Consider the following 25,640-nt stretch of genomic DNA (forward strand, 5'->3'; position numbering starts at 1 on the left):
TCCCTAATTATCATTTTCTGTAGATTTCTGTTCACTGTTTTTATCGGTAACAATACCAAAAAGAGAACTTCCAAATATCAACAGTATTACCCCATAATGCATTAAATAACTTGCAAAATGGCCCATTACCGCACCCTTTACTCCAAAATCATCGATTAAATAGACACTGGAAAAATACAGCATTACCACTAAAAACAATTGGATAATAATGAAATGGGTAAACATTTTCTTGGCCAAAAATTGAAATGCTATAACGAAGGAAAGCACCTTGACAAAATCTCCTAACAATTGCCATAAAAACAAACCTTCCACAGGCTGGAATTCCTCAGAAAAAATAATATCAATCAAAAATGACCTTAAAAAATAAATAGCCACCAATCCTAATCCAAATATTGGGATTATGGATTTATAGAAACTAAAAACTTCGGCCCGAAACTCAGTCTTGTTATCAATTTCGCTGAACCTCGGTAAAATATATAGTGACATTAAGGAATTGACGAACATTAAATAATAATCCGAAATCCGGTTCATGGCCTCCCAATAGCCCGCTTCTTTCAAACCAACTTCATCAATAATATAATTTCGGATTAAAATAGATACCAAAGGCAAGGCAAAAGTAGACACCAAAGCCATTAAGGTAAACGGACTGAATTTCTTTAGAATTTCAAAATTGACGTTGGTAATTTTGATAGAACCTACCAAACTTCTCTGGTTCATAAAGCCCACAAATGTTATCAAGAATATCAACGAAGGTGCTATTACCGCAGAAATCAATGCTCCATCAATATTGTTTTGATAGATCAATAGTAAGGTCACTAATAATCCTAAAATTTGCCCAATGATATTGATGATAAGAAGAATCTTGTATTTGGAAAATCCGTTCATAATAGAAAAACTAAACATATTCAGCGAATAGAACGGCAATGCCAAAGCCATAATTTTTATGATATAAGCGTAATTATGAATAGACGAAAACAAAAAGTCGTTGATAGCATTTGCATTGTAATAGCATATAAACGCAATGAGCATCGTGGCTATAAATCCAAAATAATAAGCCGAGGACAATGTCTGACTCAGTTTTAGGGAATCGTTTTTAAACTCGGCGATATACTTCACCACCCCCTTGTAAAACCCTAAAATAGAAAATGATTGAACCGCACTTAAGAAGTTTCTAATGTTTCCAATAAGTGCCAAACCTTCTACACCAATAAAAATAGCAATTGCCTTGGAAGTAACGATTCCTGCCAAAATTTTGGTAATGATTGTAGCAGAATTTAAATGGGCTACCTTAAATAAAACCTTTGTATTGATATAGTGCAGTAACTTTCTCAATTAGTAGGCATTTAGGATATCAATTACACGGCTTACCTCTTTATCCTCCATAACGGGGCTCATCGGGATACTTATCACTTTTTGATGTATTTGATCGGTTAATGGGAGTGACAAGTTACAAAAATTTATCAAGGCTTTTTGACGATGTGGCGGCGTTGGGTAGTGAATTAACCAACCAATGGCGTTATCATCCAGGTATTTTGAAAAATGATCTCTATTTTCAACCTCTACCACAAACACATGGAACACATGGTTGTCACTTCCATCATAAAAAGGCAACTTTATTTTTGAATTGTTGACCTCGGACAAATATCTACGAGCAACACTTCGACGCTTTTCATTGTCTCTATCTAAATTTGGGAGTTTGGCATTTAAAAACATGGCCTGCAATTCATCCATTCTGCTGTTATAGCCCACATACTCATTGACATATTTTTGCAATCCGCCGTAGTTCCTCAATCCTGAAATACACTTTGACAACTCCAAATCATTTGTAACCACCGCACCAGCATCACCCAAAGCTCCAAGATTTTTACTTGGATAAAAGCTAAATCCAGCAGCATCTGACAAATTTCCGGCTTTTGTACCTTTTGAATTGACTGCACCATGCGCCTGTGCGGCATCCTCAACTATCAACAAACCTTTGTCACTTACCAAAGAATTGATAGCATCCATCTCTGCTAATTGGCCGTAAAGATGCACAACCAAAATAGCTCTTGTTTTAGGAGATAAGTGCTTTTCAATTTCCTCAACTGAAATATTATAGGTATTTCTATCTGGTTCAACAAAAACAGGAATTAACCCAGCATGCAAGACTGACAATATGCTGGCGATATATGTATTGGCCGGCACAATAACTTCATCTCCTTCCTTTAGTTTTCCCAATTCCATATACCCTTTAAAAATCAGGGTAAGTGCGTCCAATCCATTTCCAACTCCTACACAATGTTTGGCACCACAATATTCCGCAAAATTAGTTTCAAACTGTTCTACGCCATTTCCTAAAATATAGTAGCCTGTATCTAAAAACTGTTGAAATTCAAAGTTGAATTTCTTCTCATATTCGGCATTTATTTTATGTAGATCAAGAAATTTAATCATGCTAATTTCAAACTATATATTTCCTGAAGATAAAGATCACAACCTAATTCTTCCTTTTGTTTTAAGAGCCCCGGATTATAGCCTTGTTCGAAGCTATCATCCATAACGGTTCCCATAGAAAAATAGTGTTTCCCTTTCCCTTGGAAATGTTTTATCAAGTGTATGAACAAATAATCAAATGCCCGTAATTTTTCACCTTCTTTGGTCGTTGCTCCATATTGGGATTTTACGACCAGTTCATTCTCAAATATGGTGATTCCCGCCAAAATTCTATCTTCGTAAAAAATATCAAACTGTTTAATATTCTTAGGAAACCTCTCCCTTAACAGCTGAATCTCTTCTAAACTATGAACGGGTCTTGTATCAAACTTACTTTGTAAACGTGGCTGTAATACTTCGTTCCAGAACAAAGAAAAGTCTGTGCTTTCTTTAATTACAAACCTCATATCACTATTCCGTTTGCAATGCTTAAGCTTCGTTTTGTGAATTGATAAAGGATGAGCATAATCAACGGCCAATACCATAAATGTCTTGGCTAAACTTGCCCCTTTATTTTGAAGCATAAAAGTCATTTCATTGGCTGCCGATTTGCAATAAAAAGAAGGCAAAGTTTTCACATTAAACTGTTTTATCCCTTGTTTTGGCAAAAACTCCAAAATGGCACTTATCATCTCGTTTACCTGCTCAAAACCTATATTGGGCTCCAAAAGTAATCCTCCAAAGGTCAATCCCTGATGTGAATGCAATACTTCTCCAACCCTATTTCCCGGTAATACAGCTTTAAGAACACTATCTTTAAATACCATAAGAGAAAAATCATGGAACCTATCACTATGATATTCCATAAAATTTCTATGAAATAAAAATGTAGAATTTTTTGCTTTAGCAACAAAAAGGTTCCAAACATCGAAGTCGTTTGGTGTATATAATTTTACAGTAAATTTCAAATCTTTGTTTGGTTAGTTCAAGGGTCCTAAAACTCGAAAATCACGCTTATTGCATGACTACTCATAACACTTTTCAAAGATAATATTATTTCGATGCCTTAGATAAAGGACATCTGTAGAATTTAAGTTTTCCTTTTGAATAATAAATAATAAAGGTTGATAAGCAGAATTGCTGCGTTGGTAACAATAATTGGCCATGCTGTCTGCAACATAAACCCATAAATTACAAACAATGCACACCCAACGGAATTAATAATGCGTAACTTCACCAAATCCTTCATGGTGAAAGATAGTAACAATCCAGCTGAGGCCAGATAACCCACCCATTCAGTAAAGCTCACTCCCAAAAATTCCATAATCTTAAATTGATTGATTAAGATAGTGAAAAAGTATGAAAATCACACTACAACAATGCTTCCTAAAGAACTTATCAAGAGAGTTAAAGTTACTTCTTTATAAACACTGGTTCCCCATCTTCATCAATATATTGATAAACACCAAAAGGGGCCCCCTCCTTAAGAACCACAAAACTGGTATCAGACTCCAAATTCTCCAAATACTTGGAATTTTCACTAAGATATGAAAACAACACTCTAAAGAGATTCACATTTGTTTTAAGATCCTTATCATAATTCATTGGGTTCTCCGGCCATTTAACAGCTAGGGCCGTTGAAAAAATAGAATAAATCAAATCCCTATTAGTTTGCTTTTCCTTACATTCCAATGTATAATCCATTCCAACAAACCCTCCATGATCTGCCACAATTAGGATTAATGCATTATCATCATGTGTTTGGATTAGCTGTACCATTTCCTTAAGCCAGTCGTTGGCGGACTTCAACTTTTCAAGATAATTCAAACGCTCTTGCTCCTTTCCCAAGGACCTATTTTTGTAAGTGGTAATATGCCCTGGAGCAATTTTTTCTATAAAATAAAAATTAGGCTCATTTGTTGGATTCTGCAAAGCATTTTCTAAATCAGCTTTTAAATCTTTTGTTATCTCAAAACCTCTTGCTAAAAATGACAGTTCATCTTGAGCTATATTGCAAAAATCATATTGTAGTTCTGGTTTATTAAGTAGTAAATAGGACTTCTCCAAAAGCAAAGACGTGTTATAGCCGTTATTCTTAAAAACTGAGACCACTGCGTTTTGCCCCACAATGATGTCCCTAGCATTATAAAACTCATTTTCATCTTTTGGCGGGTTGTTGTAATAATGATGTTTCATAGCAAACATCGAAGAGTTGGAACTAAGTGTGGAGAAGTAATTGCTTCTAAAACCTTCATAAAGTGTGAAACCATTATCCTGTAAAAATCCCTCAAACTGGCTATTATCAAAATTATAATAACCTCTTTTCAGCTCTTCAAAATTAGGATAGCCATCTGGTTGAATTACATATACATTTGGTTTTCTTGTAAACTTGACTTCTTCAATATTATCAGATAAGTTCATCCATGTTTTATCATAAGAAACATCTCTTTGAATATTCGCTATTAATTTTGGCACTGCCAGCAAGATCAATATAAATTGAATGACCAATATTTTCTTGAAATGTTTTTGAAGTAAAAAAGCCAACCCCAAAGCGACTACTGTTACCAAAAAATATCTCTTTTTACCAACTCCATAAGTACTTAGTATCATTAGCCATCCGAAAAGTACAAAATTGAGAACAGGCAAGACATAACCATAAAATCTTTGCGGTAATACTCTTTTGAAAAACAATAAAGCAATCTGAAAAACAGCAATAGGGACAACAAGAAACCACAACACAAATTGTACAAATTGCCCCCAGGAATTTACCAATGAAAAATTATTGTTATAATAATAAATCAGAGGGTACAATCCTGCTCCCAAAGCACTTAATATTGGATATTGTTTCTCGTTGGTCGTAAATTCCACTAACCGTTCCCTTAATTTATTTGGCATTCTTCGATTTTAATAAATACATGATTCGATGCGAATTGGCTATCACTTCCTTTTTCTCCAAACTGAAGTAGTTCATAAATTCCGTTTCAAAATTGTCTTGATTATAAAAATCAAAATGTCCCTTGAATTCAGATTTAGCATTTAACAGTCGTTGCACCCATGAGTCTTCTCGTTTGGGTAATTCAATAATTAAGTAGTTGGAAAAAGCAGCAAAAAACTCAGCCGACTTTTTAAAAGGCACATTCCCTGAAAGAGATATGTGATGTATCACCGCCAAAGCCAAGGTAATATCTGGAGAAAATTTCTGTAGCCTTTCCTTAAATGAAAATCGTTCATCATTATTAAACCCAATAGATGCCGATGGATTTAAAACGTCCTGTACAAAAGGAGTCATATAAATTTCCTTCCTACCTTTAACTTCCCTATAATTAATATCTACCGCATTATTGTCAATATCGCATACCAAAGCCTGTTTTAGCTCCGTATCTATCTTTCTAACAAAAGTACCATCGTTACCACCTACATCTATAAGTGTTTTGGCTTCGGTTTCTTTTACCCAAGCATTCACTATTTTTTCCTTTTGCAGAAAGGCATCACTTGTATAATTGGTTTTGTCATAATAATCGCCCCATTCGCTAGCCTCCTTAAGCTTCAACCTCTTAATATATTCGTAGAGACTTTTAATTATTTTTTGTTGAGCACCTTTGGATAATGTGCCATGCTTCACCTCTCCTTTATAATCTTCACTATGCTTATCTTCATATTTAGATAATAAATGAATGTTTGAGTATAAAAACGGAGAAAGCTTCGTTTTGCCAGGCAACATTGATGATATTAGTTTCACAGGAATCCCATCAATAAAACTGTGCATCAATTTCAAGGATTGCGCCCCATGATAATGGGCCAACAACAGAGGTCCAAAGAAATGACTAATAAATTGTTTATACGCCCGCCAAGGAGAATTGTCTTGATAAAAATCGAAAGACAATGTATCTATAAAAATGGCTTTGCCCTTATGAAAAGTTACATTAAATGCTGTGGCGTCCTTTAGTGAAAAATCATGGTCCAAACAAAATTTCTGTAGCTTTAAGGTTAAAAGGGCTGCTTCCTTATATTGGTTAAAACTCCATTCATAGGGATATGTTACAAAAGGAATAAATTCAGGCTGGATAACAATTCCTGTATTGTCTTCCGTAATTTCTTTGTGAGGAATCAACAGTCCTGCTTTGATCAATTTCTGATAAAAACCAGACTCCTTTAATGCTTTATATTGCTTAAAATAAAGGAGAGATATCTGTCTTTTTAAAATATTTCCCTCTGTAAAAACATACCCAGAAGGGTCTCTGAAGGAAGAAGAGTGTTGAATCTTATCGGTCACTATTCTCGGTATTTTCTATATCCTTGTCAGTAACATCTATATCGTCAAAAAGCTCTTCATTTTTATCCTGTGAAAAACCAAAGAGTGATTTGATCTTAAACATCAAATTTTTAGAAAACAAGACAACACCAGCAACTGCAGCAATAACGGCCTGTACAACCATCGCCCCTAAACCAGGATCGAAATATAGAAAATGTACCATTCTTCTTTTTTCTGTAAAGATAGAAAACCCCTGAGACCTATAAAGAAAAAAGAGAAACCTTTATGGCTTCTCTTTTTTTTATGATGTTTTGTAACACCTATAAATTAGATATTCTTATTACGCTTACGCTCTACTTCCGTCAATAAAATTTTTCGGATACGTAAGTGGTTTGGAGTAACCTCTACATACTCATCCTTTTGAATGTATTCCAAGGCTTCTTCCAAAGAGAATTTAATAGCAGGTACAATTCTAGCTTTATCATCTGCTCCAGCCGAACGTACGTTACTCAATTTTTTCGTCTTGGTAATGTTAACTGTCATATCATCTTGACGAGAGTTTTCTCCAATTACCTGACCTTCGTAAATATCCTCTCCCGGATCTACAAAGAATTTACCTCTATCCTGTAACTTATCAATGGAGTAAGGGATTGCTTGACCTTTTTCCATAGATACCAACGATCCATTTTGACGCTCAGGGATGCCTCCTTTTAAAGGTTGGTATTCTTTAAAGCGGTGCGCCATAATAGCCTCACCTGCTGTAGCTGTCAACAATTGATTACGCAAACCTATAATTCCACGAGATGGCACCATAAATTCAATCACCATACGGTCTCCTTTAGCTTCCATACTCAACATTTCTCCCTTACGCATGGTCACCAATTCAACTGCCTTACCAGAAACGTTTTCTGGCAAATCGATAGTCATCTCCTCAACTGGCTCACATTTCACACCATCAATTTCCTTGATGATTACCTGTGGCTGTCCAATTTGAAGCTCATACCCTTCGCGACGCATGGTTTCAATTAATACAGATAAGTGAAGTACCCCACGACCAAATACCAAAAACTTATCGGCACTATCCGTTTCCTGAACACGTAAGGCTAAGTTTTTCTCCAACTCTTTTGTCAAACGCTCTTTAATGTGACGAGATGTTACAAACTTTCCGTCTTTTCCGAAGAAAGGAGAATCGTTGATGGTAAACAACATACTCATTGTTGGCTCATCAATTGCGATGGTTTTTAAAGCTTCAGGATCTTCAAAATCGGCAACAGTATCACCAATCTCAAAACCTTCTAATCCAACAATAGCACAGATATCACCAGTTTGCACGTGATCTACTTTTACACGTCCAAGACCTTCAAATACATGAAGTTCTTTAATTTTATTTTTAACCACAGTTCCATCACGCTTTACCAACGAAATGTTCTGTCCTGCTTTCAATTCACCACGAGTTAAACGTCCAATAGCAATACGTCCTGTAAAGCTTGAGAAATCTAATGAAGTAATCAACATTTGGGTAGTTCCTTCATCAAATTTTGGCTCAGGAATATGCTCGATAACCATATCCAACAATGGTTCGATGTTTTCAGTCTGGTTTTTCCAGTCCTCGCTCATCCAATTGTTTTTCGCCGAACCATAAACTGTAGGGAAATCCAACTGCCACTCTTCAGCACCAAGTTCAAACATCAGGTCAAATACCTTCTCATGAACTTCCTCTGGAGTACAGTTTTCTTTGTCTACTTTATTGACTACCACACAAGGTTTCAAACCTAGGTCGATAGCTTTTTGTAATACGAATCTTGTTTGGGGCATCGGCCCTTCAAAGGCATCCACCAATAGCAACACACCGTCTGCCATATTAAGTACACGCTCTACTTCTCCTCCAAAATCGGCGTGACCAGGAGTATCAATAATATTGATTTTAGTGTCTTTGTAAGTTACGGACACGTTCTTGGAAGTAATGGTAATTCCCCTTTCACGTTCCAAATCGTTATTATCCAAAATAAGATCTCCTGTATTTTCGTTTTCACGAAACAGCTGACAGTGGTACATGATCTTATCAACCAAGGTTGTTTTACCGTGGTCTACGTGAGCAATAATTGCTATGTTTTTAATATTAGCCATAATGACGCCTTATTTTAAGCGTGCAAAGGTACATTAAATTCCTTTGGAAAAAGGAATTATCGTTAATTATTAACTCCCCATCATTTAATTTTTTAAAGCATTCTAATCCGTTTCAAGTCAATCAAGCAACCAACTGAATGTAAACACCTTAAAACTTCCCGTGTAATATTAAAGATTTATTAATTTAGTTAATTCTATGTTATAAAAATCCAAAAACAGGGGTTCAATACGTATATTTATGAGAAGAATGACCTACCATAAATCACTTCACCTACTTATCACAAATTAATATTTCAATTTTTAATTGAACTTTACGTTAACAATGAACCTCATTCAAAAATATTCGAAATTTATCCCCTACCTCTATTTTCTATCGGTAATTGCATTTTGGTTTACCGATATCAATAAACATCTAGGTATTGAAGCTTATCCTGTTTTAATATTTGCCTTGCCATTTCTTTGGCAACTTATAAAACCTAGCAAACAACTCAACTTTTCATTGGGAATTACTTTTGTCTGCCTGTCGTCTTATATGATTTGGGCCTATCTATCAGATTTACTTAATATCATTCAGTTTTCGGCCTTTGTAAAACGCTTTATCCTTTACAGCGGACTTTTCGTTTTCGCAAATTTTGTCATGTCCCTTTGGATGATCCGAAACAGTATTAAAAAAAGCTTTTAAATATGTATCTTTGCGGCTTAATTTAGAAAATCAAGCAGATGAAACTCAGCGATGTCCCTAAGATAAAACACACCAGTTCAAACAATTTCTTTTTGTTGGCTGGCCCCTGTGCCATTGAAGGCGAAGATATGGCAATGCGCATTGCCGAAAAAGTAGTTGACATAACCAATAAACTGGAAATTCCTTACGTATTCAAAGGGAGCTTTAAAAAAGCCAACAGAAGTAGAATTGATAGTTTCACGGGTATTGGAGATGAAAAAGCGCTTAAGATTTTACAAAAAGTTTCCAAAGAATTTGACATCCCAACGGTAACCGACATTCACGAGATTTCAGATGCAGCCAAGGCTGCTGAATATGTAGACGTACTTCAAATCCCTGCCTTTTTGGTAAGACAAACGGATTTGGTTGTAGCTGCTGCTGAAACCGGTAAGGTAGTTAACCTTAAAAAAGGACAGTTTATGAGTCCTGAAGCTATGAAACATGCGGTGCAAAAAGTTAAGGATTCGGGAAGTGACAAAGCTTGGATAACCGACCGAGGTACCATGTTTGGTTACCAAGACATGATTGTAGATTTTAGAGGCATCCCTACCATGAAGCAGTATGCCCCTGTAGTATTGGACGTGACTCATTCCCTCCAACAGCCTAACCAAACAGCAGGTGTAACAGGTGGAAGACCCGATATGATTGAAACCATTGCCCGCGCTGGAGTTGTAAATAACGTTGATGGATTATTTATTGAAACCCATTTTGACCCGGCTAATGCTAAAAGCGACGGCGCCAATATGTTGCATTTGGACAATCTGGAAAACCTTCTTACAAACCTTGTAGCAATCAGAAAAACTATAAACTCACTATAATAGCCTCAATTAATGAGAATACTTACAATTCCTTCATTATTGGGGGTACTTGTTGCTTTGTGCTCTACAGCAGCGCAATCACAAACTACAGACACTATTAAATACACAGCTTCCCATAAAGGGAAGCTCTTTTTTAGTTGGGGTGGCAACAGAGAAGTCTATTCGAAATCGGACATCCGCTTCAAAGGTGAAAACTATGATTTCACTATCAAAGATGCTACGGCACATGATAAGCCAAAAGGTTGGCATATTGATTATATCAACCCTACCCGAATTACCATTCCGCAAACAAATGCCAAATTAGGGTATTTTGTTTCCGACCATTACTATGTAGCCATTGGGGTGGACCATATGAAATATGTAATGGATCGTGACAGAACTAGAACAGTTAATGGATATATCGATTTACCTACTTCCGAAGAAGGTTCTCAATACAATGGCGTTTATGATAATGAAGAGTTTTTGGTTTCTGCCGATTTTTTAAAATTTGAACATACCAACGGATTGAATTATGTATATGTGGAAGTTGGTAGATCTGATGATATTTCATCTATTTTTCACCTTCCAAATACCGATAAATTCCAAATCAACTTGATGGAAGGTATTGGAGGCGGTCTACTTTTCCCTAAAACCAATACTACTTTACTCAATAAAGACCGCTATGATGAATTTCATGTGTCAGGTTATGGGCTCTCTGTAAATGCAGGTATTAACTTTACGTTTTTTAAATACTTTTTTATTCAAACAGACGTAAAAGGCGGCTACATTAATATGCCCGATATTAGAACCACCAGCAATGTAAAGGAAAGTGCCTCTCAACATTTCTTCTTTTTACAGAACATTATAGCCATTGGTGGGATTTTCAGAGTGTAACTTCTGAACCTCCCATCTCTACTTTATTCATTTGCTAGAATTGTTATAATTTTGTGGTTCCAAATCCAAACAAAAGGTCATGATTCAAATAAGAGAAGCAACCAAAGAGGACATCCCATTTATTACAGCTCTATTCAGAGACACCATTCAGAATATTAACAGGAAGGACTATTCTGAAAAACAGATAGAAATTTGGGCTTCTGGTGCCAATGATATTGAAAAATGGGAAGAACGGATTGATTCTCTTTATTTTATTGTAGCCGAACTTGATGATACCATCACAGGCTTTGCCTACCTTAAAAATGGCAATTATCTGGACGGCCTTTTTGTTCACAAGGATTACCAGCGCCAAGGTATTGCCTCTAAACTTTTAAGAGTTATGGAGTCTTATGCCATTGGAGAAGGCTTTGAAGAGATGCGCTCTGATGTAAGCAAAACAGCACTCCCCTTTTTTGAAAACCATTATTTTGATGTCATCAAAAAACAGAAGAAACCTTTTAAAGGCATCGTGTTCCAAAACTATTTGGTGAGTAAAGCTTTATAAGCTTTTGATCATTGATCTCTACTTAGATCCTTTACGATAATCTTTCAGTTCTTAAACCCCTAGATTTTTTTTCAAAAAAACATAGTTCAAAATTAAAATAAATTTACTTACTTTGTTTTTCAAAGTACTTTTATATGGAATCAAAAGATTATCTAAAAGACATTACCGAAATTAAAAACCTAATGAACAAATCCTCGCGATTTATTTCATTAAGTGGCCTCTCCGGAATTCTCGCTGGTATTTACGCCCTAATTGGAGCCAGTGTTGCCTATTGGCTCGTTGCCAATTCCGATAGGGAATATCTAATATTAGATGGGATGATTTTTAAATTGGTGATGTTAGATCTGTTTTTGATTGCCTTTTTAAGCGCAGTTACAGGCGTGATCCTAACCACCAGAAAGGCTAAAAAAGCTGGTGAAAAAATATGGGATGGCGCTTCCAAAAGATTGGTCATAAATTTTTTGATTCCTCTAGTTGTAGGCGGTATCTACATCTTGATAATTTTGGGTCAACAAAAATATGGTCAAACTGGTGCTCTAATGCTTATTTTTTATGGACTGGCATTAATCAATGCTTCTAAATATAGTATAGGAGATATTCGCTATTTAGGTTTCGCCGAACTAATTTTAGGCTTAATTTGCGCCCTATATCCTGGTTATGGTTTTTGGTTGTGGGTCATTGGCTTTGGCCTTATGCACATCATTTATGGTACTTGGATGCATTTTAAATATGACAGAGCATAGGTTTTGAGCATTATCAACAACATAAATAAAGTCTTTGACCATAGAATTAGGCTGGGCATTATGTCCATTTTAATGGTCAACGAATACGCCGATTTCAATACCTTAAAAGAACTTCTCGGTGCTACGGACGGGAATCTTGCCAGCCATACTAAGGCCCTGGAAAAGTCAGAATATATAAAAGTGGAAAAGCAATTTATAGGAAGAAAACCCAATACCCGCTATTCGGTGACAAAACTTGGCAGAGCCGAATTTCAAAAGCACATCGAAGCCCTTGAAAAATTGATCAATAAACAATAACATATTTTTTTATCAACTTACTTTGAATTTCAAAGTACTTTAAATACTTAACCATGGAACAACTACAAAAACCTCAACCGAACAAATTTGGCAACTGGCTAAAAACCTCCATTACAGCACGAATGCTCATGGTAGGCTTCTTGGTATTGATTTTATTGATTCCCCTTTCATTTATTGAAAGCCTCATTTTTGAACGTTCCATGCGACAACAGGATGTGGTCAACGAAATCAATGACAAATGGGGAAACCACGTGATGATTTACGGCCCTATTTTAAAACTCCCCTACAAAACCTATTCGGAAACAAAAACCTTCAACGAACAAACAAAAACCTATTTTACCGAAACGACTTCAGAAATAAAATATGCTTATATCTTTCCTGAATCGCTATCGTCTGATGTAGATGTCGATTCAAAATCTTTGAAACGAAACAATTATGAATCGGCAGTTTACACCGCTAACATGGATTTCAACGGGAATTTTCCAATCCCCAACCTTAAAATAAAAGACATCAAGGATGAGGATATCTTGTGGAACAAAGCCACAATTCTTATTAAAACGTCCAATCTAAAAGGCATAAAGAATGAAATGTCCTTAAAATTGAAGGACAGCACCTATTCTTTCGAAACCAACTTTAAATCCAATTCTAGAAATAACACGCAACTGGATGAATTGGAATCTGGATTTTTAAAAGAAACGGATGTCCCAAAATCTGCCAACACCAATTTCAGTTTCCACATGACCTTTAACGGAAGCCAGAACATTCAGCTCATTCCTATAGGAAAAACAACCACCATGCATATGACTTCCAATTGGGCGAACCCAAGTTTTATTGGCAATTTTCTTCCCAACGACGAAACAAAAACAATTACTGACGAAGGTTTTGAAGCCGATTGGAAAATCCTGCATATTAACAGGGCCTTTTCTCAGCAATACTTAAAAAACATACCAGATTTACAGGAGTTTGCCTTCGGCACCAAGTTTATCGTCATGGTAGACGAATACCAAAAAAGTGAGCGCTCTGCCAAATATGGCTTCCTTGTCATCGGGTTAACCTTCCTCATTTTCTTCCTCATACAAACCATGAGTAACATCCATATCCACCCATTTCAATATTTAATGATTGGTTTGGCACTCACCATGTTTTACACTTTGCTCGTTTCCATTTCGGAACACAGTAATTTCCTAAAAGCTTATTTGGTAGCAGGTATTTCGGTGGTAACACTTATAACACTGTACTCCAAATCCATACTCAAAACCTTTAAGTTCCCAATTTTTATTGGATTGAGCCTTACTGCGCTTTACACCTTCATCTACGTCATTATTCAATTGGAAAACTATGCACTTTTGGTTGGCAGTATTGGACTGTTCATCATTTTGGCAACCGTCATGTTTGTATCCAGAAAAATTGATTGGAATAACGGATAGTCCAGCAACTAAAACACTCCTATTCTGAATTTCAGAATAGGAGTTAAAATCTAAAAAAACTATGATACAGCAAACCATTTCAACGGCAAAATATTACACCTTGGTAAATCTTATAATTTGTTCTATTTTATTTGGTCTTTTTAATTTAACTAACCTTGCTAGTATTCTATTATTAAAACTGTCCATACTATTCATGGTGGCAACCTTAGCAATCAACAGTTTTGTAATTATTCATTTGGTAGGGTTGGCATTTGTTCATTTAAAAGAACGTCGCAAACTCATTAACACTTGCGGACTTGTACTTTTAAACATACCTTTTGGTATGCTATGCACCTATTTTACAGCATATACTATTTTCCCACCTAAAGGATAACTCATGATTTTAAATTTCAACCTCAAATATTTTATTGGTTTCATTACCCTTTTAGCTATTGAAACCCTCATCGCCACCTACCTCAGCACTGGCTTCATCCGCCATACCTTTGGAGATTTTTTGGTGGTGATCCTCCTGTACTGTTTAGTTAGAAGTTTTACAAAGCTAGCCATCTTTCCAACAGCCATATTGGTATTAGCAGTTTCCTATATCATTGAAATATTGCAAGCCTTCCACTTGTTGAAATTGCTAAACTTGGAACACAGTACATTCGCCAAATTAATCCTTGGCAACACTTTTAATTATACCGATCTCATGGCCTATTCCCTAGGCATTATTACCGTAATAATTGTTGAATTTAAATTGCTCACCAATGAATAATATTAAATACTTGCTGTTTTCCCGATTCAAGATTATGGTGCTGCCCATAGTGGCAGCCACTTTGAGCATAATCCTCCTCATGGTCCGGATGAAACTCACCTACTCCTTTTACTTTCTGTTTTTGGTCTGGAATCTATTTTTAGCGATAGTGCCCTTTGCGATTTCCACCTATATGAGGAGTCTGAATCAACTCAAAAAATTTGGCACACTTATAGGATTTGGCATTTGGTTACTCTTCGTCCCCAATGCCCCATATATCATCACGGATTTGTTTCACCTCAAGAATAGCAGTCATGACATTTTGTGGTTGGATGTATTGGTAGTAAGCTCTTTTGCGTTAACGGGAGTACTCCTGTTTTTCCTTTCCTTATTGGATATAGAATTGATTATGAAACGTTATTGGCAAAGCAAGACCATTTCCATCCTAATGTTGCCACTATTCTTTGTCATAAGTTTCGGAATGTACTTAGGTCGCTATTTACGTTTCAATTCTTGGGAAGTCTTACAACATCCCCTTACCATTTTCAATGATATTTGGAGTATTCTTATACAACCAAATCAACACCTCAGCGCATGGACCTTTACCATTAGCTTCGGTATCTTTTTAGGAATAGGTTATTGGCTTTTCAAAAGCATCCGAAATGCCAATTAATCGGCTCTGTTTTTCTCTTGGATATTTCTAACAATAGAGGTGGCTAATTTTCTAGGCATGATACGTGGAAGTGTTGCCAAAAACTTATTGAATCCACCAGGAATGGCCACAGATTTCCCTTTATTCATCGCTTTATAACCATAGGCAGCAACGTCCTTAGCCGTTGCCATATTAAAGGTGATTTTATTTTCGGAAGTTCCTTCCGAAACTACTTGTTGAAAGGACGTTTTTGTGGGACCAGGACAAAGTGCCGTAACCGTCACCCCTGTGCCTTTGAGTTCATTGGCAATGGCCTCTGAAAAAGATAAAATATAACCTTTAGTAGCATAATATAATGACATTAAAGGCCCTGGTTGAAAACCTGCTAAAGAAGATAGGTTTAAAATCTTCCCTGATCCTCGAGCCACCATACCTTTTAGTATAAGTTTGGTTAAATGCGTGGTGGTAACCACATGAAGGTTCAACATTTTGGCTTCACGGTCCCAATCGGTCGTGGCAAAAGTGCCGAACAATCCAAAACCGGCATTGTTTACCAGCACATCTATTGCAGTATCTCCCAGTTCAGCAACAATTTCTTCAGAGATATTGACTTGGCTCAAATCCTTCAGCATCACGCGGACATTGGCATTGTACTTCTTTTCCAAAGTCTCTTTTGCTTGTTTTAAATTATCTGCATTGATATCTACCAACACCAAATTATATGTATCCTTTGCAAACAGCAATGCCAATTCATATCCCAATCCTGAAGCCCCGCCTGTTATCAATACCGTTTTAGCCATAACTTATAGTTCAATTCAAAAAATAAAGAGCCTCAAAACTACCTAATTTACCAAAACATCCTATAGAAACACTTAAAGTTTTTTAAAATTTTCAATTTGAACTCGGTAACCTATTCAAAATTACTTTTAAACCTAAATCCTAAAAATTCCATTATTTTCATTGAACAAAAAAACAGAAAATTGACTTTTTAATCTAATTCCAATTTAACTACTTTTACAAGCTTACTTTAGCAACACCTCTACTATACTACCCCATGAAAAAAATATTATCCATTATTATCCCCGTTTATAATGAAGAAGCAACCATCCACACTCTATTGGACAAAATAAAACATGTAACATTGGACAATAACATTTCCAAATCGGTAATCATAATTGATGATTGTTCCAATGACAATACTGAAGATGTTGTTACTCATTACATAAAATCCAACAAAGAATTACCCATAACTTATTTAAAACATCAAAAAAATAAAGGAAAGGGAGCAGCTATTCGCACAGGTATTTCAAATGCCAATGGAGATTATATCGTCATTCAAGATGCAGATTTGGAATATGACCCAAATGAATTCAACAATTTACTAAAACCCATAATTTCCGGGTATGCAGATGTTGTTTATGGGTCAAGGTTTATGGGTGGAAATCCTCATAGAGTTTTATTTTTTTGGCATTCCATTGGAAATAAATTTCTTACTTTTCTATCTAACGCTTTCACTAATTTAAATTTAACAGATATGGAAACCTGTTATAAATTATTTAAAGCAGATATCTTAAAAACAATAGACCTTAAAGAAACTAGATTTGGTTTTGAACCTGAAGTTACCGCTAAAATAGCAAGAATTCCGAATATTAGAATCTACGAAATTGGCATATCATACTATGGTAGAACATATGCAGAAGGAAAAAAAATCAATTGGAAAGACGGATTTAGAGCCCTGTGGTGTATCTTTAAGTACAACATTTTTAAATGATAAACACACTTATATCAAATAGTTATTTCAAGTTTTCACCTCTACTTTTCTTGTATATCATTATTTGTTACGTAAAACAACAAAATGTACTTGTTGGAGATGAGGGAAGATATTTGGAATATGCCAATAATCTCCTTAATGGGTTTTATATAGGTTCCCAACAAAACGAATATATGTTTTTATGGAATGGGCCTGGCTATCCAATCTTTTTGACTCCATTCTTATATCTCAAAATCCCTCTTTTAATTCCAAAACTTTTCAATGCATTATTCATCTATCTTGGCATCATCTACCTTGATAAGTCCCTTCTATTTTTTATCAAAAAAAATAGGGCTTTCCTTATTAGTTTAATATTAGGTCTCTATTATCCTCTTTTATTAGAAAGCCTTCCTAGAATTTTAACCGAAGCCATTTCTTTCTTTCTAGTAGCATTTTTCACATATCAATCAATCAAATATATAAAACAAGACAAACTAAAAAACCTATTTTTCGCTTCCATCGCTCTAGGATATTTAACACTAACAAAGGTTATTTTTGCTTATGTAATTGTAACTACGTTTATGGCATTGGCGGTTCTGTTGTTAGTAAAACCAAGATTTCACACAAAAGCTCTGAAACAATCTTTAGTTATATTTTTATTGGGCTTTCTTACAATTGTTCCTTATTTAACCTACACATATAATGTTACTGATAAGTTCTTTTACTTTGGAAATTCAGGAGGGATGAGTCTTTATTGGATGAGTACACCTTATGAAAAAGAATCTGGGGACTGGCACTTCTTTAATACCATAGAAGAAAAACCGAACATAAAAAATAACCATATCGAATTTATAAATTCACTAAAGGACTTGACTCCCGTAGCAAAAGATGAAGCTCTAAAAAAGAAAGCCATAGAAAATATCATTAATCACAAATTAAAATATTTCAAAAATTGGATTTCAAATTTAGGTCGTATTTTCTTTGGTTATCCACATGACTTACAAACAACCTCAAATAGAATGCTTTTTTATGTGGTACCTGATACTCTTTTGGTAATATGCCTAATAATTACGTTCGTATTGAGCTTTTTAACATTTAAAGAAATAGAATTACCAATTATACTAATTTCTAGTTTTTCTCTTATATATTTAGGAGGCATAAGTTTGTTATCATCCTATCATCGTTTTCTGTATCCTATAATGCCCCCTATTTTAATCTGGAGTAGCTATATCCTAGATAGATATGTCACGTTCAAAATCAAGCTTAAATCATAACACAACGTCATTAATTAAAGCTAAATTCCATCCACATAATCCTGCAAATAAGTAAACCTCTCGGTTAACTTACCATTCTCGGTCACCTTTGCCCGCTGCAAGATACCATCTTTATCGGCATTAAAAAATGCAGGCAACACATACTCCAAAAACAAACTTCCAAAACCTTCGCTGGCATCTTTAGGCAATTCGCAAGGCAAATTATCTACTGCCATGACAACGATTGCTTTAGGCTCTTTATAATCGATTTCCGTTTCGGTTTGTGGGTCGTAGCCATAAATTGGTTCTGCAATGGTAGATGGCCTAATAGTAGTTGCCACTGGTCCATCGATATCACAACTAATATCTGCAATTACTGAAATATTGAAGTCTTTGGATTTGGCATCCTCCCGAGTAAACAAATAAGGTGCACCATCCCCATAAAAATGCCCGGCAATAAAGAAATCGGTGACTTTGGCAAAGCGCATAAAATTGGATTCATAAGCTTCAGGGTGGTTGAAGAAATCCAAATTATCAATGACCTTTCCATCCTTGCGTTTGTTGTAATCCAATACATCAATAACACAATACACAGGTTCGTCAAAAGTTTGCTCCAAATAGGCCGCTACCTCAACCTGTTTAATGTTCATGGCATCCAACATTTCCTTGGCACCTCCTGCCACCTTACCACTTCCTGTAAGCAGGATTTTTATTGGCGGTAAGGCAATGGTATTAAGCTTTGCTATCAAAGCCTGTTGGTCTGCCAAGGTCTCGGCTTTAGGTAAATTCCAAGCATCATGTTTTAGGCCCCAAGCCCTAAATCCATTATAAGCCCCAACAATACCTGCGTAACGTCCAAAACCTATGAGTCGTGCGCCATTTTCCCTAACAATGGTTTCGTGGTCATAAAGCGTGATGTTTTTTTCCAAAATGGAACGCAGCAAATCCCTGTTGTAAGGTTGCTTTTTAATGGTATGCGAAAAGAAGAAATAGGATTTATTTGGTATCAAGTAATCTACAGGAACTTCCTTTACGCCAATCAATACATCACAATCGCTAACATCGTCTACCACTTCAAACCCTTGACTGCGATATGCCTCATCTGGAAACACCCTAATATTGGAAGCTTCCACTTTAAAAGTGGCCTGAGGGAAGAACTGACTCGCTTTTTTTAGGGTTTCGGGCGAAAAAACCACACGTCTATCCGGTGGTGATTTACGCTCCTTGATGATGGCAAATTTCATAACAATGAAGCATTTAAGGTAACCGACACATACCGCTTTGGTATAATGATTGCACGAAAATAAGCGGAATAGTATGGTTATACAAACTTTTTAATAACTTTGCATTCGCGTTAAGGATTGAGCAATTTGTATGAGCTCTTTTTGGGCAAAGCTTCCAAAAAAGCGAGTTGCGAAAGCCTGCCCCGTAAGGGGAACGCCCACTTCTCGACCAACTCTAGAAGTGAAATGATTACCTTGGGGTCGACTGGTTTTGACAGCGAGATTAATTAAACGGTAAGCACGTCGTGTAATGACTTTGAAACACGTAAAAGGCTAGGTCAAACTTTTAAACGGCGAGAATAACTACGCTTTAGCTGCTTAATCTGAATTATAGTAAGATTTGCCTAGGTACACAAGGTGTACAAGCTAAATGTCTCCGGAAAGCCTTGATTGACGGCGTTCCATTTTGAGGCATCGTAAATGTCAAAATAGAAGGTAGGGCGCTTTGACCTGCTTTTGAAACTAAAAAAGATAAGTTGTCGCTAGGCTGTCTTTAGCCAGGTTGCAATCGAAAACACAAGAAAAGACTAAGCGTGTAGAAAGCTCTTTAGTTACTTGTTTGGACGAGAGTTCGATTCTCTCCGACTCCACCAAAACATCCCAGACCCCCTGTTTTTACAGGGGGTTTGTTTTTTTTAGTCATGAATTCACAACCAATGAACAAACTTTTATGGACCTTAGGAGCCCTTGTTTCTCTTGTATCCTTGGTGGTGCTAATTATTGCGCTTACAGATGTTTGGCCAAACAATCCGTTTATCAATCACAAATTTTTGATAAGCCTGTTCTTTATCACCTATAATAGATTCTTTCTAAAAGCCTATAAAAACCGAAACTTAGACCTCTAGTTTGTTGCTCTGGCTATTTAATGGTGGTATCTTTGCAAAAAATTTTACCACATAGATATGAAAACAAAACTATTTACAGTAGTGGGCCTATTATTGAGCGGTATGTCTTTTGCACAATTGCAAATTTCAGCTAGCGGAGGGTATGCAATAGGTAGTGCAGAAATGAAATTAGGAGAAAAAGTAAACACCTCTTCTACCGAGAACTCTTACGGAAGCTACGGAGAAGGTGTGAATTTCCAATTGCGAGGAACCTATTTCTTCAACGAACACTTTGGAGCCGATTTAGGGTTTGGGTACCTTCACGGGGCAGACCAAACAGTTTCCAAAGTAAACTTACCAAACCTGGAGTTAGACGCCATTGCTAGAGCCCGTGCTTATGGTGCCTCTTTATCCATGGTTTATAGATTTAGCAATAATATTTACGGACGCTTTGGAGCTTTAATTAAAGTTGGCGGAAAAACTGAAGCGGTTGTACATCAAAAATCAGTGTTCTCTGCAGCAGAAGCAACTGCTTTAAACCTTCCAGAAGGTTCTTATTCTGAAACGAACTACGTTGAAGATTTTCATGGGAAGTTCCCGCTAGGTTTTGTTGGAGCTTTAGGCTATAAATTTGAGGTAAGTCCCAACATTAGTTTGTTTGCTGAAGCGGAATATTACGGTATCAGCTTAAAGCGTAAAGACTCTGAACTTGCCGAATTCAACACCAACATTGTATTGCCTGATGGTACTGTGGCCGTTGAAGGATACTACAATTTGGACAATTTGCCTGCTGGATATTCTAAAAAAACTACCTATGTGGATGAATTGCCAAACGACAATACCGATCCGTCTAGAAAACTAGCACAAAAGGTGCCGTATTCATCCTTTGGAATCAATATTGGTATTACTTACACCTTTAAAGCAACCTCTAAAAAGGAATAAGTTGTTTTTGAACTTACACTAAAACACATTTAAAATCTTACCCTCTGAATCTACAGAGGGTATTTTTTTTCTATAAAACAAGCATTACAATAAAATAGTAACAGGACGCATAAATTGTGTTGTAAATTCCATAATTATTATTGAAATTCACCTTACCATTTAACCTACTTACTATGGACGTAAAATTTGAACTGCTTCGTCTTGGCGGCAAAAGAAAAGATGCTGCCGAAGAACTACTTATCCGCCAAAATCTCAATTTCTTAAGGGTGGGTATTCGCCATGTGCTGCAAAACTTAGAACCTGCCAATGACAATAGTCGGTTGGACATAGTATTGGTAATTCCTGATGACGGTGTGGATGTGAAAATTGTTTTGGACAACCTTGCTTCACCACGTATTGCAGAATTATTGAAAGCCCGCTACCCAAACAATATTTTTGAAGGCGATTATAAGATTATTTTGGCCACTAAGGTTTAATTGTACTTTTTAAAAGCTTGGGCTTTTCCTATTTTTGCAGCCTATGAACGATAACTTTACAAATGAGTTTTTTGGCATTGGGATTCAAAATGGAAAAACTCCAGAAAACCTGGGCATGCTGTGGCGTTCGGCACAAAACATGGGTGCTAGTTTTATCTTTACCATTGGCAACCGCTACGCTAAACAAGCTTGTGACACCCACAATGCCGTGAAGGCCATGCCTTATTTTCATTATGATACTTTTGAGGATTTTTTCAATAATATGCCCAAAGGTGCTCGTTTGGTTGGTGTAGAACTAACCGAAGATGCCGTTCCTTTGGAAACTTTCCATCACCCCAGACGTTGCGTTTACCTTTTGGGTGCCGAAGACCACGGACTTTCCAAAAAAGCCATTGAAAAGGCCCATTTCTTGGTAAAGTTTAATTCCCAGTTAAGTGTGAATGTTTCCGTGGCTGGAAGTATCGTAATGTACGATAGAGGCATTGCCAAACCTAGATCATAATAAATTCCATTTTTTGATTTAACGTTTTCATTAAAATCCATGTAATTTGCTTATATTCACTAAGGCGTAATTTACTTTAAGACAACTATTTTCTAGCCTTATTTCCGTATCAACCAAGCAACACCAATGGATTATGAAACAATTTAAATCTCACCGCAACTCCCTTAATTGGATTATAATTCTATTATGTTTCTCTTTCAGTTGTAAGCAATCTCAACACGACAACCAAACTTCTTTGGCAGTTGAAAAAACGTCTCCAGCAATTGACCAAAGTGGTTTTTCCCAAGCCCAGCCAAAGTCTACAGATATATCTCAAGATTTCGATCAACATGTATTTTGCTTTGCCCAAAAGACAGCCGCAATAAACCACCCAAATGAATATAATTACGAATTCATTAAACTGGAAAAGAACAGTAGCGGAAACGTTACGGGATCTTTTTATATTTCATACTTCGGGAAGGATGAAGCCAAAGGGCATTTAAAAGGCATATGGAATGAAACCACTCAAGCCTTCGAAGTTACTGCCATATATTGGGCAGAAGGTGAAGTATACGAAGAGCAAAGAACCTATCCCCTAGCCAACAATACTATTTTATTGGGCTATAAAACCACGGATGGCCAAGATGCCACTTTGCCAAGAATACATTGTGATGCTTATGAGTCCTTATTCAAAACATATAATCAAGGGTATCTAAACCACTTTTTAAATACAACCGATAGGAGCCGAATGAAAAAAGTAATGGCCTCGCAAAACCTTGGTTATTCCAATGAAGAGCTTGAGAAACTTAAATTTATGGAAGCCATGGTTGATTTGGATCGTGACCCTTCGGAGTTTGAATACCTGCTCTATATTATGGACCCCATGATTTGTGGTACTGGGGGCTGCACGCTATTTATCACCAATAAATCAGGGGACATACTCTCCAAAATTTCCGTTACTCGCCCTCCAATCTATATTCCCTTAACTTCGTTTGAAAACGATCAAAAACAAAAAGGTGAATGGAAAGCGCTTTATGTTTACAGCAAGGGATACAGGCTTTTAACACACAAAAACGGACACTACTCCACCAATGCTTCCATGGCGCCAGAAATTGAGGCATCCCAATTATTAAACTTTCCTAACGAATACAGATTGGTCATGGACTATTTAGATTGAAATACTATTGGATACGCTCCATTCGCCATTTCCATGAGGCATATTTACTCTTGGCCGTCCCCTCAATAACATTGGGTGAAATCATTTTGCCTAAGTATTTTGAGAAGCCATCATTAAATTCTAAAATAACCTCATCCCCTATTTGCTCCCACGTATCATTGTCTTTGGAATTATCATTGGGATGTGTTGTTTCCAATACACCTCCCTCCTTAAAGCGTACCTGGTAAGACCACTCTGAATCCATATAAGTCCAAAGAGTTTCCTTAAGAGAATGAGCCACCTCGATAGAACTTTTTGAAGAATTACAGCCCCAAATGGATACACAAAGCACTATTAACATCAATACATATTTCATTTTGAAAATTCTCATTGAAGGTAAACAACAAAACAAGGAGCTAAACATAAATAACCTTAAACTTGTTAAGGTTCATCGTCTTTTTCTTCATCCTTTTTAATAGGAATGATATTATCAAAAAATGGCACTTCAATACCAACTACAAAACGCCATCTTGTATAATCCAGTTTTGAAGTTTCGTTGGTGGCCCCCAGAAATGTTCCCAATAAATTTAAAGAAGTGGTATACTCCGAAGATCCATTGGCATAGGTGCACCCCAATATAATACGCCCCCATTTCAAAGAATAATCAAAACCTGCTGCCATATGTAGAAAATCATCCCCCATGTTAATCAAACTTCCATTAGAACTAGAAAGGTCAAAAAAATTGGCACTTTCCCTCTCTGCTGAAAAGTCAGTTGAGAAACTGGCATAGGCATTTAAATTGTGCCTAATGTAAATTTCGGCTCCAGCCCCAAAATTAACTACCGATTTTAAATCTTGGTAAAATTCTGGGGACAGCGTTTCCGTATCACTAATATCAAATTCTGGCACCGCAAAACGCGAATAATTCTTTAAACCATTAAACCATTCCACATTGAGATGCAACATGCTTTTCCCTAAAGGAACTCCTGCTCCAACAGCTATTCCAAATGGCTGTTTACGTGTGGCATCCAAATCCTTAAATCCAGCAATAACAGACTGATCACTTCCAGACCCTACTCCAGAAATAACCTTGTTGTAACCATATCGACTATTGCTTAGAAGTTCCCAATACGGCAAAGTCATGGTCATACCAAAGTCCACCCCTTTACCTCGATAGCTGGCTCCAATTTTCCAAAACAGCCCATAAGACTCCTGGCTGTAACTAATTTCCTCATTAAAATAGGCCACTCTATTTTCACCATACATTACGGTGTTACCTAAAGCAGTGCCACCTGAATTTCTATAAATAGAGAAAAAACCACTAACACCAATACTTAGGCGGTCGTTAAGAGATTTGGCCCAGGTAATACCAACCCATTCGTCCTTTACAGCATTATTTAGTTTAATTCTGGTTGAATACATTTCGTCCCCCTCCACAGCAGCCACTATATCAGCCTCCTTAAATGGGGTATCGTAATTAAGATTTATACTATTTCGAAATTTAGAAAATGAAGAATAAGCAAATTGTTCGCCCTTAAACTTAAAAGTTCCCGCCACCATGGATGGAATTCCGTCGAAATTTTTGCTACGTATAGCGGCATCTTCTGGCCCCACATTGTTATTAAGCCGAATCCTACTGTAATCGTAGGCCTTGGCGTTGATAGTAAAAGTAGTGTTTTTAGCCAATGCTAAACGCGATGGGTTGTAATAGGTAAGTCCCAAATCGTTTACACTTCCCGTTACATTACCTAAAAGCAGCACCGAACGGTTTCCGTAATTTTCAAACTTGTAGTTGGTTTCTTGAGCGAGCAATTGCAAGGAACACCCAAAGACCATAAAAATGCATAGTGGTAACTTTAGTTTCATTAACTGCAAA

29 protein-coding genes and 1 other RNA gene are annotated in these 25,640 nt (G+C 36.4%); 18 read left to right on the forward strand and 12 right to left on the reverse strand.

Annotated features, from left to right (window positions below; all coding sequences use genetic code 11):
- Positions 1 to 3 precede the first annotated feature (3 nt).
- The 8 genes from RBH95_RS12910 to typA all read right to left on the reverse strand — a co-directional run bounded on the left by RBH95_RS12910 (position 4) and on the right by typA (position 8,791).
- Positions 4 to 1,332 (reverse strand): O-antigen translocase, encoded by a 1,329-nt coding sequence (locus RBH95_RS12910; RefSeq protein WP_307899989.1) that lies wholly within the window; start codon positions 1,330 to 1,332, stop codon positions 4 to 6.
- Positions 1,333 to 2,433: a DegT/DnrJ/EryC1/StrS aminotransferase family protein gene (locus RBH95_RS12915; RefSeq protein WP_307899990.1), complete on the reverse strand. Its 1,101-nt coding sequence runs from the start codon at positions 2,431 to 2,433 to the stop codon at positions 1,333 to 1,335.
- Positions 2,430 to 3,380: a FemAB family protein gene (locus RBH95_RS12920; protein WP_307899991.1), complete on the reverse strand. Its 951-nt coding sequence runs from the start codon at positions 3,378 to 3,380 to the stop codon at positions 2,430 to 2,432. The genes RBH95_RS12915 and RBH95_RS12920 overlap by 4 nt, the downstream gene beginning before the upstream one ends.
- Before the next feature lie 122 nt (positions 3,381 to 3,502).
- The gene (locus tag RBH95_RS12925) at positions 3,503 to 3,736 is read right to left on the reverse strand and encodes a uroporphyrinogen decarboxylase (RefSeq protein WP_307899992.1); all 234 of its coding nucleotides are present in this window, start codon (positions 3,734 to 3,736) and stop codon (positions 3,503 to 3,505) included.
- A gap of 89 nt (positions 3,737 to 3,825) precedes the next feature.
- Positions 3,826 to 5,307 carry a sulfatase-like hydrolase/transferase gene (locus tag RBH95_RS12930; protein WP_307899993.1) on the reverse strand — a complete coding sequence of 494 codons (1,482 nt, stop codon included), beginning with the start codon at positions 5,305 to 5,307 and terminating at the stop codon, positions 3,826 to 3,828.
- Entirely contained in the window at positions 5,297 to 6,685 is a 1,389-nt protein-coding gene (locus RBH95_RS12935; protein WP_307899994.1) for a class I SAM-dependent methyltransferase, read from the reverse strand. The genes RBH95_RS12930 and RBH95_RS12935 overlap by 11 nt, the downstream gene beginning before the upstream one ends.
- Entirely contained in the window at positions 6,675 to 6,887 is a 213-nt protein-coding gene (locus RBH95_RS12940; protein ID WP_053991471.1) for a hypothetical protein, read from the reverse strand. Before RBH95_RS12940 ends, RBH95_RS12935 begins: the two co-directional genes overlap by 11 nt.
- Positions 6,888 to 6,991: 104 nt before the next feature.
- The gene (gene typA / locus RBH95_RS12945) at positions 6,992 to 8,791 is read right to left on the reverse strand and encodes a translational GTPase TypA (protein ID WP_307899995.1); all 1,800 of its coding nucleotides are present in this window, start codon (positions 8,789 to 8,791) and stop codon (positions 6,992 to 6,994) included.
- A 322-nt stretch (positions 8,792 to 9,113) separates the two neighbouring features.
- Here typA and RBH95_RS12950 point away from each other — a divergent pair, with 322 nt between their 5' ends.
- The 10 genes from RBH95_RS12950 (at position 9,114) to RBH95_RS12995 (ending at position 15,620) form a co-directional block, all read left to right on the forward strand.
- Entirely contained in the window at positions 9,114 to 9,473 is a 360-nt protein-coding gene (locus RBH95_RS12950; protein WP_307899996.1) for a hypothetical protein, read from the forward strand.
- A gap of 38 nt (positions 9,474 to 9,511) precedes the next feature.
- The gene (gene kdsA, locus RBH95_RS12955; RefSeq protein WP_307899997.1) at positions 9,512 to 10,330 is read left to right on the forward strand and encodes a 3-deoxy-8-phosphooctulonate synthase; all 819 of its coding nucleotides are present in this window, start codon (positions 9,512 to 9,514) and stop codon (positions 10,328 to 10,330) included.
- A 12-nt stretch (positions 10,331 to 10,342) separates the two neighbouring features.
- Positions 10,343 to 11,203 (forward strand): hypothetical protein, encoded by an 861-nt coding sequence (locus RBH95_RS12960; RefSeq protein ID WP_307899998.1) that lies wholly within the window; start codon positions 10,343 to 10,345, stop codon positions 11,201 to 11,203.
- 79 nt (positions 11,204 to 11,282) lie between these two features.
- A complete protein-coding gene (locus RBH95_RS12965) occupies positions 11,283 to 11,747 on the forward strand; it encodes a GNAT family N-acetyltransferase (protein WP_307899999.1) in 465 nt (154 codons plus the stop codon).
- Positions 11,748 to 11,881: 134 nt separating this feature from the next.
- Complete coding sequence (locus RBH95_RS12970; protein ID WP_307900000.1) at positions 11,882 to 12,490, forward strand: hypothetical protein; 609 nt, start codon at positions 11,882 to 11,884, stop codon at positions 12,488 to 12,490.
- Positions 12,491 to 12,493: 3 nt separating this feature from the next.
- Positions 12,494 to 12,787 (forward strand): transcriptional regulator, encoded by a 294-nt coding sequence (locus tag RBH95_RS12975; protein ID WP_307900001.1) that lies wholly within the window; start codon positions 12,494 to 12,496, stop codon positions 12,785 to 12,787.
- A 53-nt stretch (positions 12,788 to 12,840) separates the two neighbouring features.
- Positions 12,841 to 14,214 (forward strand): cell envelope integrity protein CreD, encoded by a 1,374-nt coding sequence (gene creD / locus RBH95_RS12980; protein ID WP_307900002.1) that lies wholly within the window; start codon positions 12,841 to 12,843, stop codon positions 14,212 to 14,214.
- A gap of 61 nt (positions 14,215 to 14,275) precedes the next feature.
- Positions 14,276 to 14,587, forward strand: coding sequence for a hypothetical protein (locus tag RBH95_RS12985; protein WP_307900003.1), 312 nt, complete (start codon positions 14,276 to 14,278; stop codon positions 14,585 to 14,587).
- Positions 14,588 to 14,590: 3 nt separating this feature from the next.
- On the forward strand, positions 14,591 to 14,968 hold the full coding sequence (locus tag RBH95_RS12990) for a DUF2809 domain-containing protein (protein WP_307900004.1): 378 nt from the start codon (positions 14,591 to 14,593) through the stop codon (positions 14,966 to 14,968).
- Positions 14,961 to 15,620 carry a DUF1361 domain-containing protein gene (locus tag RBH95_RS12995; protein ID WP_307900005.1) on the forward strand — a complete coding sequence of 220 codons (660 nt, stop codon included), beginning with the start codon at positions 14,961 to 14,963 and terminating at the stop codon, positions 15,618 to 15,620. Before RBH95_RS12990 ends, RBH95_RS12995 begins: the two co-directional genes overlap by 8 nt.
- On the opposite strand, the gene RBH95_RS13000 is transcribed toward RBH95_RS12995, so the two are convergent.
- Positions 15,617 to 16,399, reverse strand: a complete 783-nt coding sequence (locus RBH95_RS13000) for an SDR family oxidoreductase (RefSeq protein WP_307900006.1) — start codon at positions 16,397 to 16,399, stop codon at positions 15,617 to 15,619. The genes RBH95_RS12995 and RBH95_RS13000 overlap by 4 nt on opposite strands.
- Positions 16,400 to 16,653: 254 nt before the next feature.
- Here RBH95_RS13000 and RBH95_RS13005 point away from each other — a divergent pair, with 254 nt between their 5' ends.
- Together RBH95_RS13005 and RBH95_RS13010 are read left to right on the forward strand one after the other, a co-directional pair.
- Complete coding sequence (locus tag RBH95_RS13005; RefSeq protein ID WP_307900007.1) at positions 16,654 to 17,370, forward strand: glycosyltransferase family 2 protein; 717 nt, start codon at positions 16,654 to 16,656, stop codon at positions 17,368 to 17,370.
- Between the two features lie 50 nt (positions 17,371 to 17,420).
- The gene (locus RBH95_RS13010) at positions 17,421 to 18,623 is read left to right on the forward strand and encodes a hypothetical protein (protein ID WP_307900008.1); all 1,203 of its coding nucleotides are present in this window, start codon (positions 17,421 to 17,423) and stop codon (positions 18,621 to 18,623) included.
- Positions 18,624 to 18,643: 20 nt separating this feature from the next.
- Here the strand turns inward: RBH95_RS13010 and RBH95_RS13015 are convergent, their stop codons facing one another.
- The gene (locus RBH95_RS13015; protein WP_307900009.1) at positions 18,644 to 19,846 is read right to left on the reverse strand and encodes an NAD(P)-dependent oxidoreductase; all 1,203 of its coding nucleotides are present in this window, start codon (positions 19,844 to 19,846) and stop codon (positions 18,644 to 18,646) included.
- Positions 19,847 to 20,082: 236 nt separating this feature from the next.
- Between RBH95_RS13015 and ssrA the strand changes: the two genes are divergently transcribed.
- The 6 genes from ssrA to RBH95_RS13045 all read left to right on the forward strand — a co-directional run bounded on the left by ssrA (position 20,083) and on the right by RBH95_RS13045 (position 23,785).
- Positions 20,083 to 20,478: a transfer-messenger RNA gene (ssrA, locus tag RBH95_RS13020) on the forward strand.
- A 63-nt stretch (positions 20,479 to 20,541) separates the two neighbouring features.
- The gene (locus RBH95_RS13025; RefSeq protein WP_307900010.1) at positions 20,542 to 20,730 is read left to right on the forward strand and encodes a hypothetical protein; all 189 of its coding nucleotides are present in this window, start codon (positions 20,542 to 20,544) and stop codon (positions 20,728 to 20,730) included.
- Between the two features lie 57 nt (positions 20,731 to 20,787).
- Positions 20,788 to 21,651 (forward strand): outer membrane beta-barrel protein, encoded by an 864-nt coding sequence (locus tag RBH95_RS13030; RefSeq protein WP_307900011.1) that lies wholly within the window; start codon positions 20,788 to 20,790, stop codon positions 21,649 to 21,651.
- Positions 21,652 to 21,824: 173 nt separating this feature from the next.
- Positions 21,825 to 22,127 carry a hypothetical protein gene (locus RBH95_RS13035; protein ID WP_307900012.1) on the forward strand — a complete coding sequence of 101 codons (303 nt, stop codon included), beginning with the start codon at positions 21,825 to 21,827 and terminating at the stop codon, positions 22,125 to 22,127.
- Between the two features lie 43 nt (positions 22,128 to 22,170).
- Positions 22,171 to 22,629, forward strand: coding sequence for an RNA methyltransferase (locus RBH95_RS13040; protein WP_053975800.1), 459 nt, complete (start codon positions 22,171 to 22,173; stop codon positions 22,627 to 22,629).
- Positions 22,630 to 22,762: 133 nt separating this feature from the next.
- Positions 22,763 to 23,785, forward strand: a complete 1,023-nt coding sequence (locus RBH95_RS13045) for a hypothetical protein (protein WP_307900013.1) — start codon at positions 22,763 to 22,765, stop codon at positions 23,783 to 23,785.
- Between the two features lie 4 nt (positions 23,786 to 23,789).
- Here the strand turns inward: RBH95_RS13045 and RBH95_RS13050 are convergent, their stop codons facing one another.
- Positions 23,790 to 24,140: a hypothetical protein gene (locus RBH95_RS13050; protein ID WP_307900014.1), complete on the reverse strand. Its 351-nt coding sequence runs from the start codon at positions 24,138 to 24,140 to the stop codon at positions 23,790 to 23,792.
- A 65-nt stretch (positions 24,141 to 24,205) separates the two neighbouring features.
- The gene (locus tag RBH95_RS13055) at positions 24,206 to 25,630 is read right to left on the reverse strand and encodes a hypothetical protein (protein ID WP_307900015.1); all 1,425 of its coding nucleotides are present in this window, start codon (positions 25,628 to 25,630) and stop codon (positions 24,206 to 24,208) included.
- Positions 25,631 to 25,640 lie beyond the last annotated feature (10 nt).

Source organism: Mangrovimonas sp. YM274, from assembly GCF_030908385.1.
In the GTDB taxonomy this organism is placed as follows: domain Bacteria; phylum Bacteroidota; class Bacteroidia; order Flavobacteriales; family Flavobacteriaceae; genus Mangrovimonas_A.

Coding starts and splice junctions, on each gene's coding strand:
- RBH95_RS12915 (WP_307899990.1), bottom strand. CDS start 2,433: ATGATTAAATTTCTTGATCTACATAAAATAAATGCCGAATATGAGAAG.
- RBH95_RS12925 (WP_307899992.1), bottom strand. CDS start 3,736: ATGGAATTTTTGGGAGTGAGCTTTACTGAATGGGTGGGTTATCTGGCC.
- RBH95_RS12930 (WP_307899993.1), bottom strand. CDS start 5,307: ATGCCAAATAAATTAAGGGAACGGTTAGTGGAATTTACGACCAACGAG.
- RBH95_RS12940 (WP_053991471.1), bottom strand. CDS start 6,887: ATGGTACATTTTCTATATTTCGATCCTGGTTTAGGGGCGATGGTTGTA.
- typA (WP_307899995.1), bottom strand. CDS start 8,791: ATGGCTAATATTAAAAACATAGCAATTATTGCTCACGTAGACCACGGT.
- RBH95_RS12950 (WP_307899996.1), top strand. CDS start 9,114: ATGAACCTCATTCAAAAATATTCGAAATTTATCCCCTACCTCTATTTT.
- kdsA (WP_307899997.1), top strand. CDS start 9,512: ATGAAACTCAGCGATGTCCCTAAGATAAAACACACCAGTTCAAACAAT.
- RBH95_RS12960 (WP_307899998.1), top strand. CDS start 10,343: ATGAGAATACTTACAATTCCTTCATTATTGGGGGTACTTGTTGCTTTG.
- RBH95_RS12965 (WP_307899999.1), top strand. CDS start 11,283: ATGATTCAAATAAGAGAAGCAACCAAAGAGGACATCCCATTTATTACA.
- RBH95_RS12970 (WP_307900000.1), top strand. CDS start 11,882: ATGGAATCAAAAGATTATCTAAAAGACATTACCGAAATTAAAAACCTA.
- creD (WP_307900002.1), top strand. CDS start 12,841: ATGGAACAACTACAAAAACCTCAACCGAACAAATTTGGCAACTGGCTA.
- RBH95_RS12985 (WP_307900003.1), top strand. CDS start 14,276: ATGATACAGCAAACCATTTCAACGGCAAAATATTACACCTTGGTAAAT.
- RBH95_RS12990 (WP_307900004.1), top strand. CDS start 14,591: ATGATTTTAAATTTCAACCTCAAATATTTTATTGGTTTCATTACCCTT.
- RBH95_RS12995 (WP_307900005.1), top strand. CDS start 14,961: ATGAATAATATTAAATACTTGCTGTTTTCCCGATTCAAGATTATGGTG.
- RBH95_RS13000 (WP_307900006.1), bottom strand. CDS start 16,399: ATGGCTAAAACGGTATTGATAACAGGCGGGGCTTCAGGATTGGGATAT.
- RBH95_RS13005 (WP_307900007.1), top strand. CDS start 16,654: ATGAAAAAAATATTATCCATTATTATCCCCGTTTATAATGAAGAAGCA.
- RBH95_RS13015 (WP_307900009.1), bottom strand. CDS start 19,846: ATGAAATTTGCCATCATCAAGGAGCGTAAATCACCACCGGATAGACGT.
- RBH95_RS13025 (WP_307900010.1), top strand. CDS start 20,542: ATGAACAAACTTTTATGGACCTTAGGAGCCCTTGTTTCTCTTGTATCC.
- RBH95_RS13030 (WP_307900011.1), top strand. CDS start 20,788: ATGAAAACAAAACTATTTACAGTAGTGGGCCTATTATTGAGCGGTATG.
- RBH95_RS13035 (WP_307900012.1), top strand. CDS start 21,825: ATGGACGTAAAATTTGAACTGCTTCGTCTTGGCGGCAAAAGAAAAGAT.
- RBH95_RS13040 (WP_053975800.1), top strand. CDS start 22,171: ATGAACGATAACTTTACAAATGAGTTTTTTGGCATTGGGATTCAAAAT.
- RBH95_RS13045 (WP_307900013.1), top strand. CDS start 22,763: ATGAAACAATTTAAATCTCACCGCAACTCCCTTAATTGGATTATAATT.
- RBH95_RS13050 (WP_307900014.1), bottom strand. CDS start 24,140: ATGAAATATGTATTGATGTTAATAGTGCTTTGTGTATCCATTTGGGGC.
- RBH95_RS13055 (WP_307900015.1), bottom strand. CDS start 25,630: ATGAAACTAAAGTTACCACTATGCATTTTTATGGTCTTTGGGTGTTCC.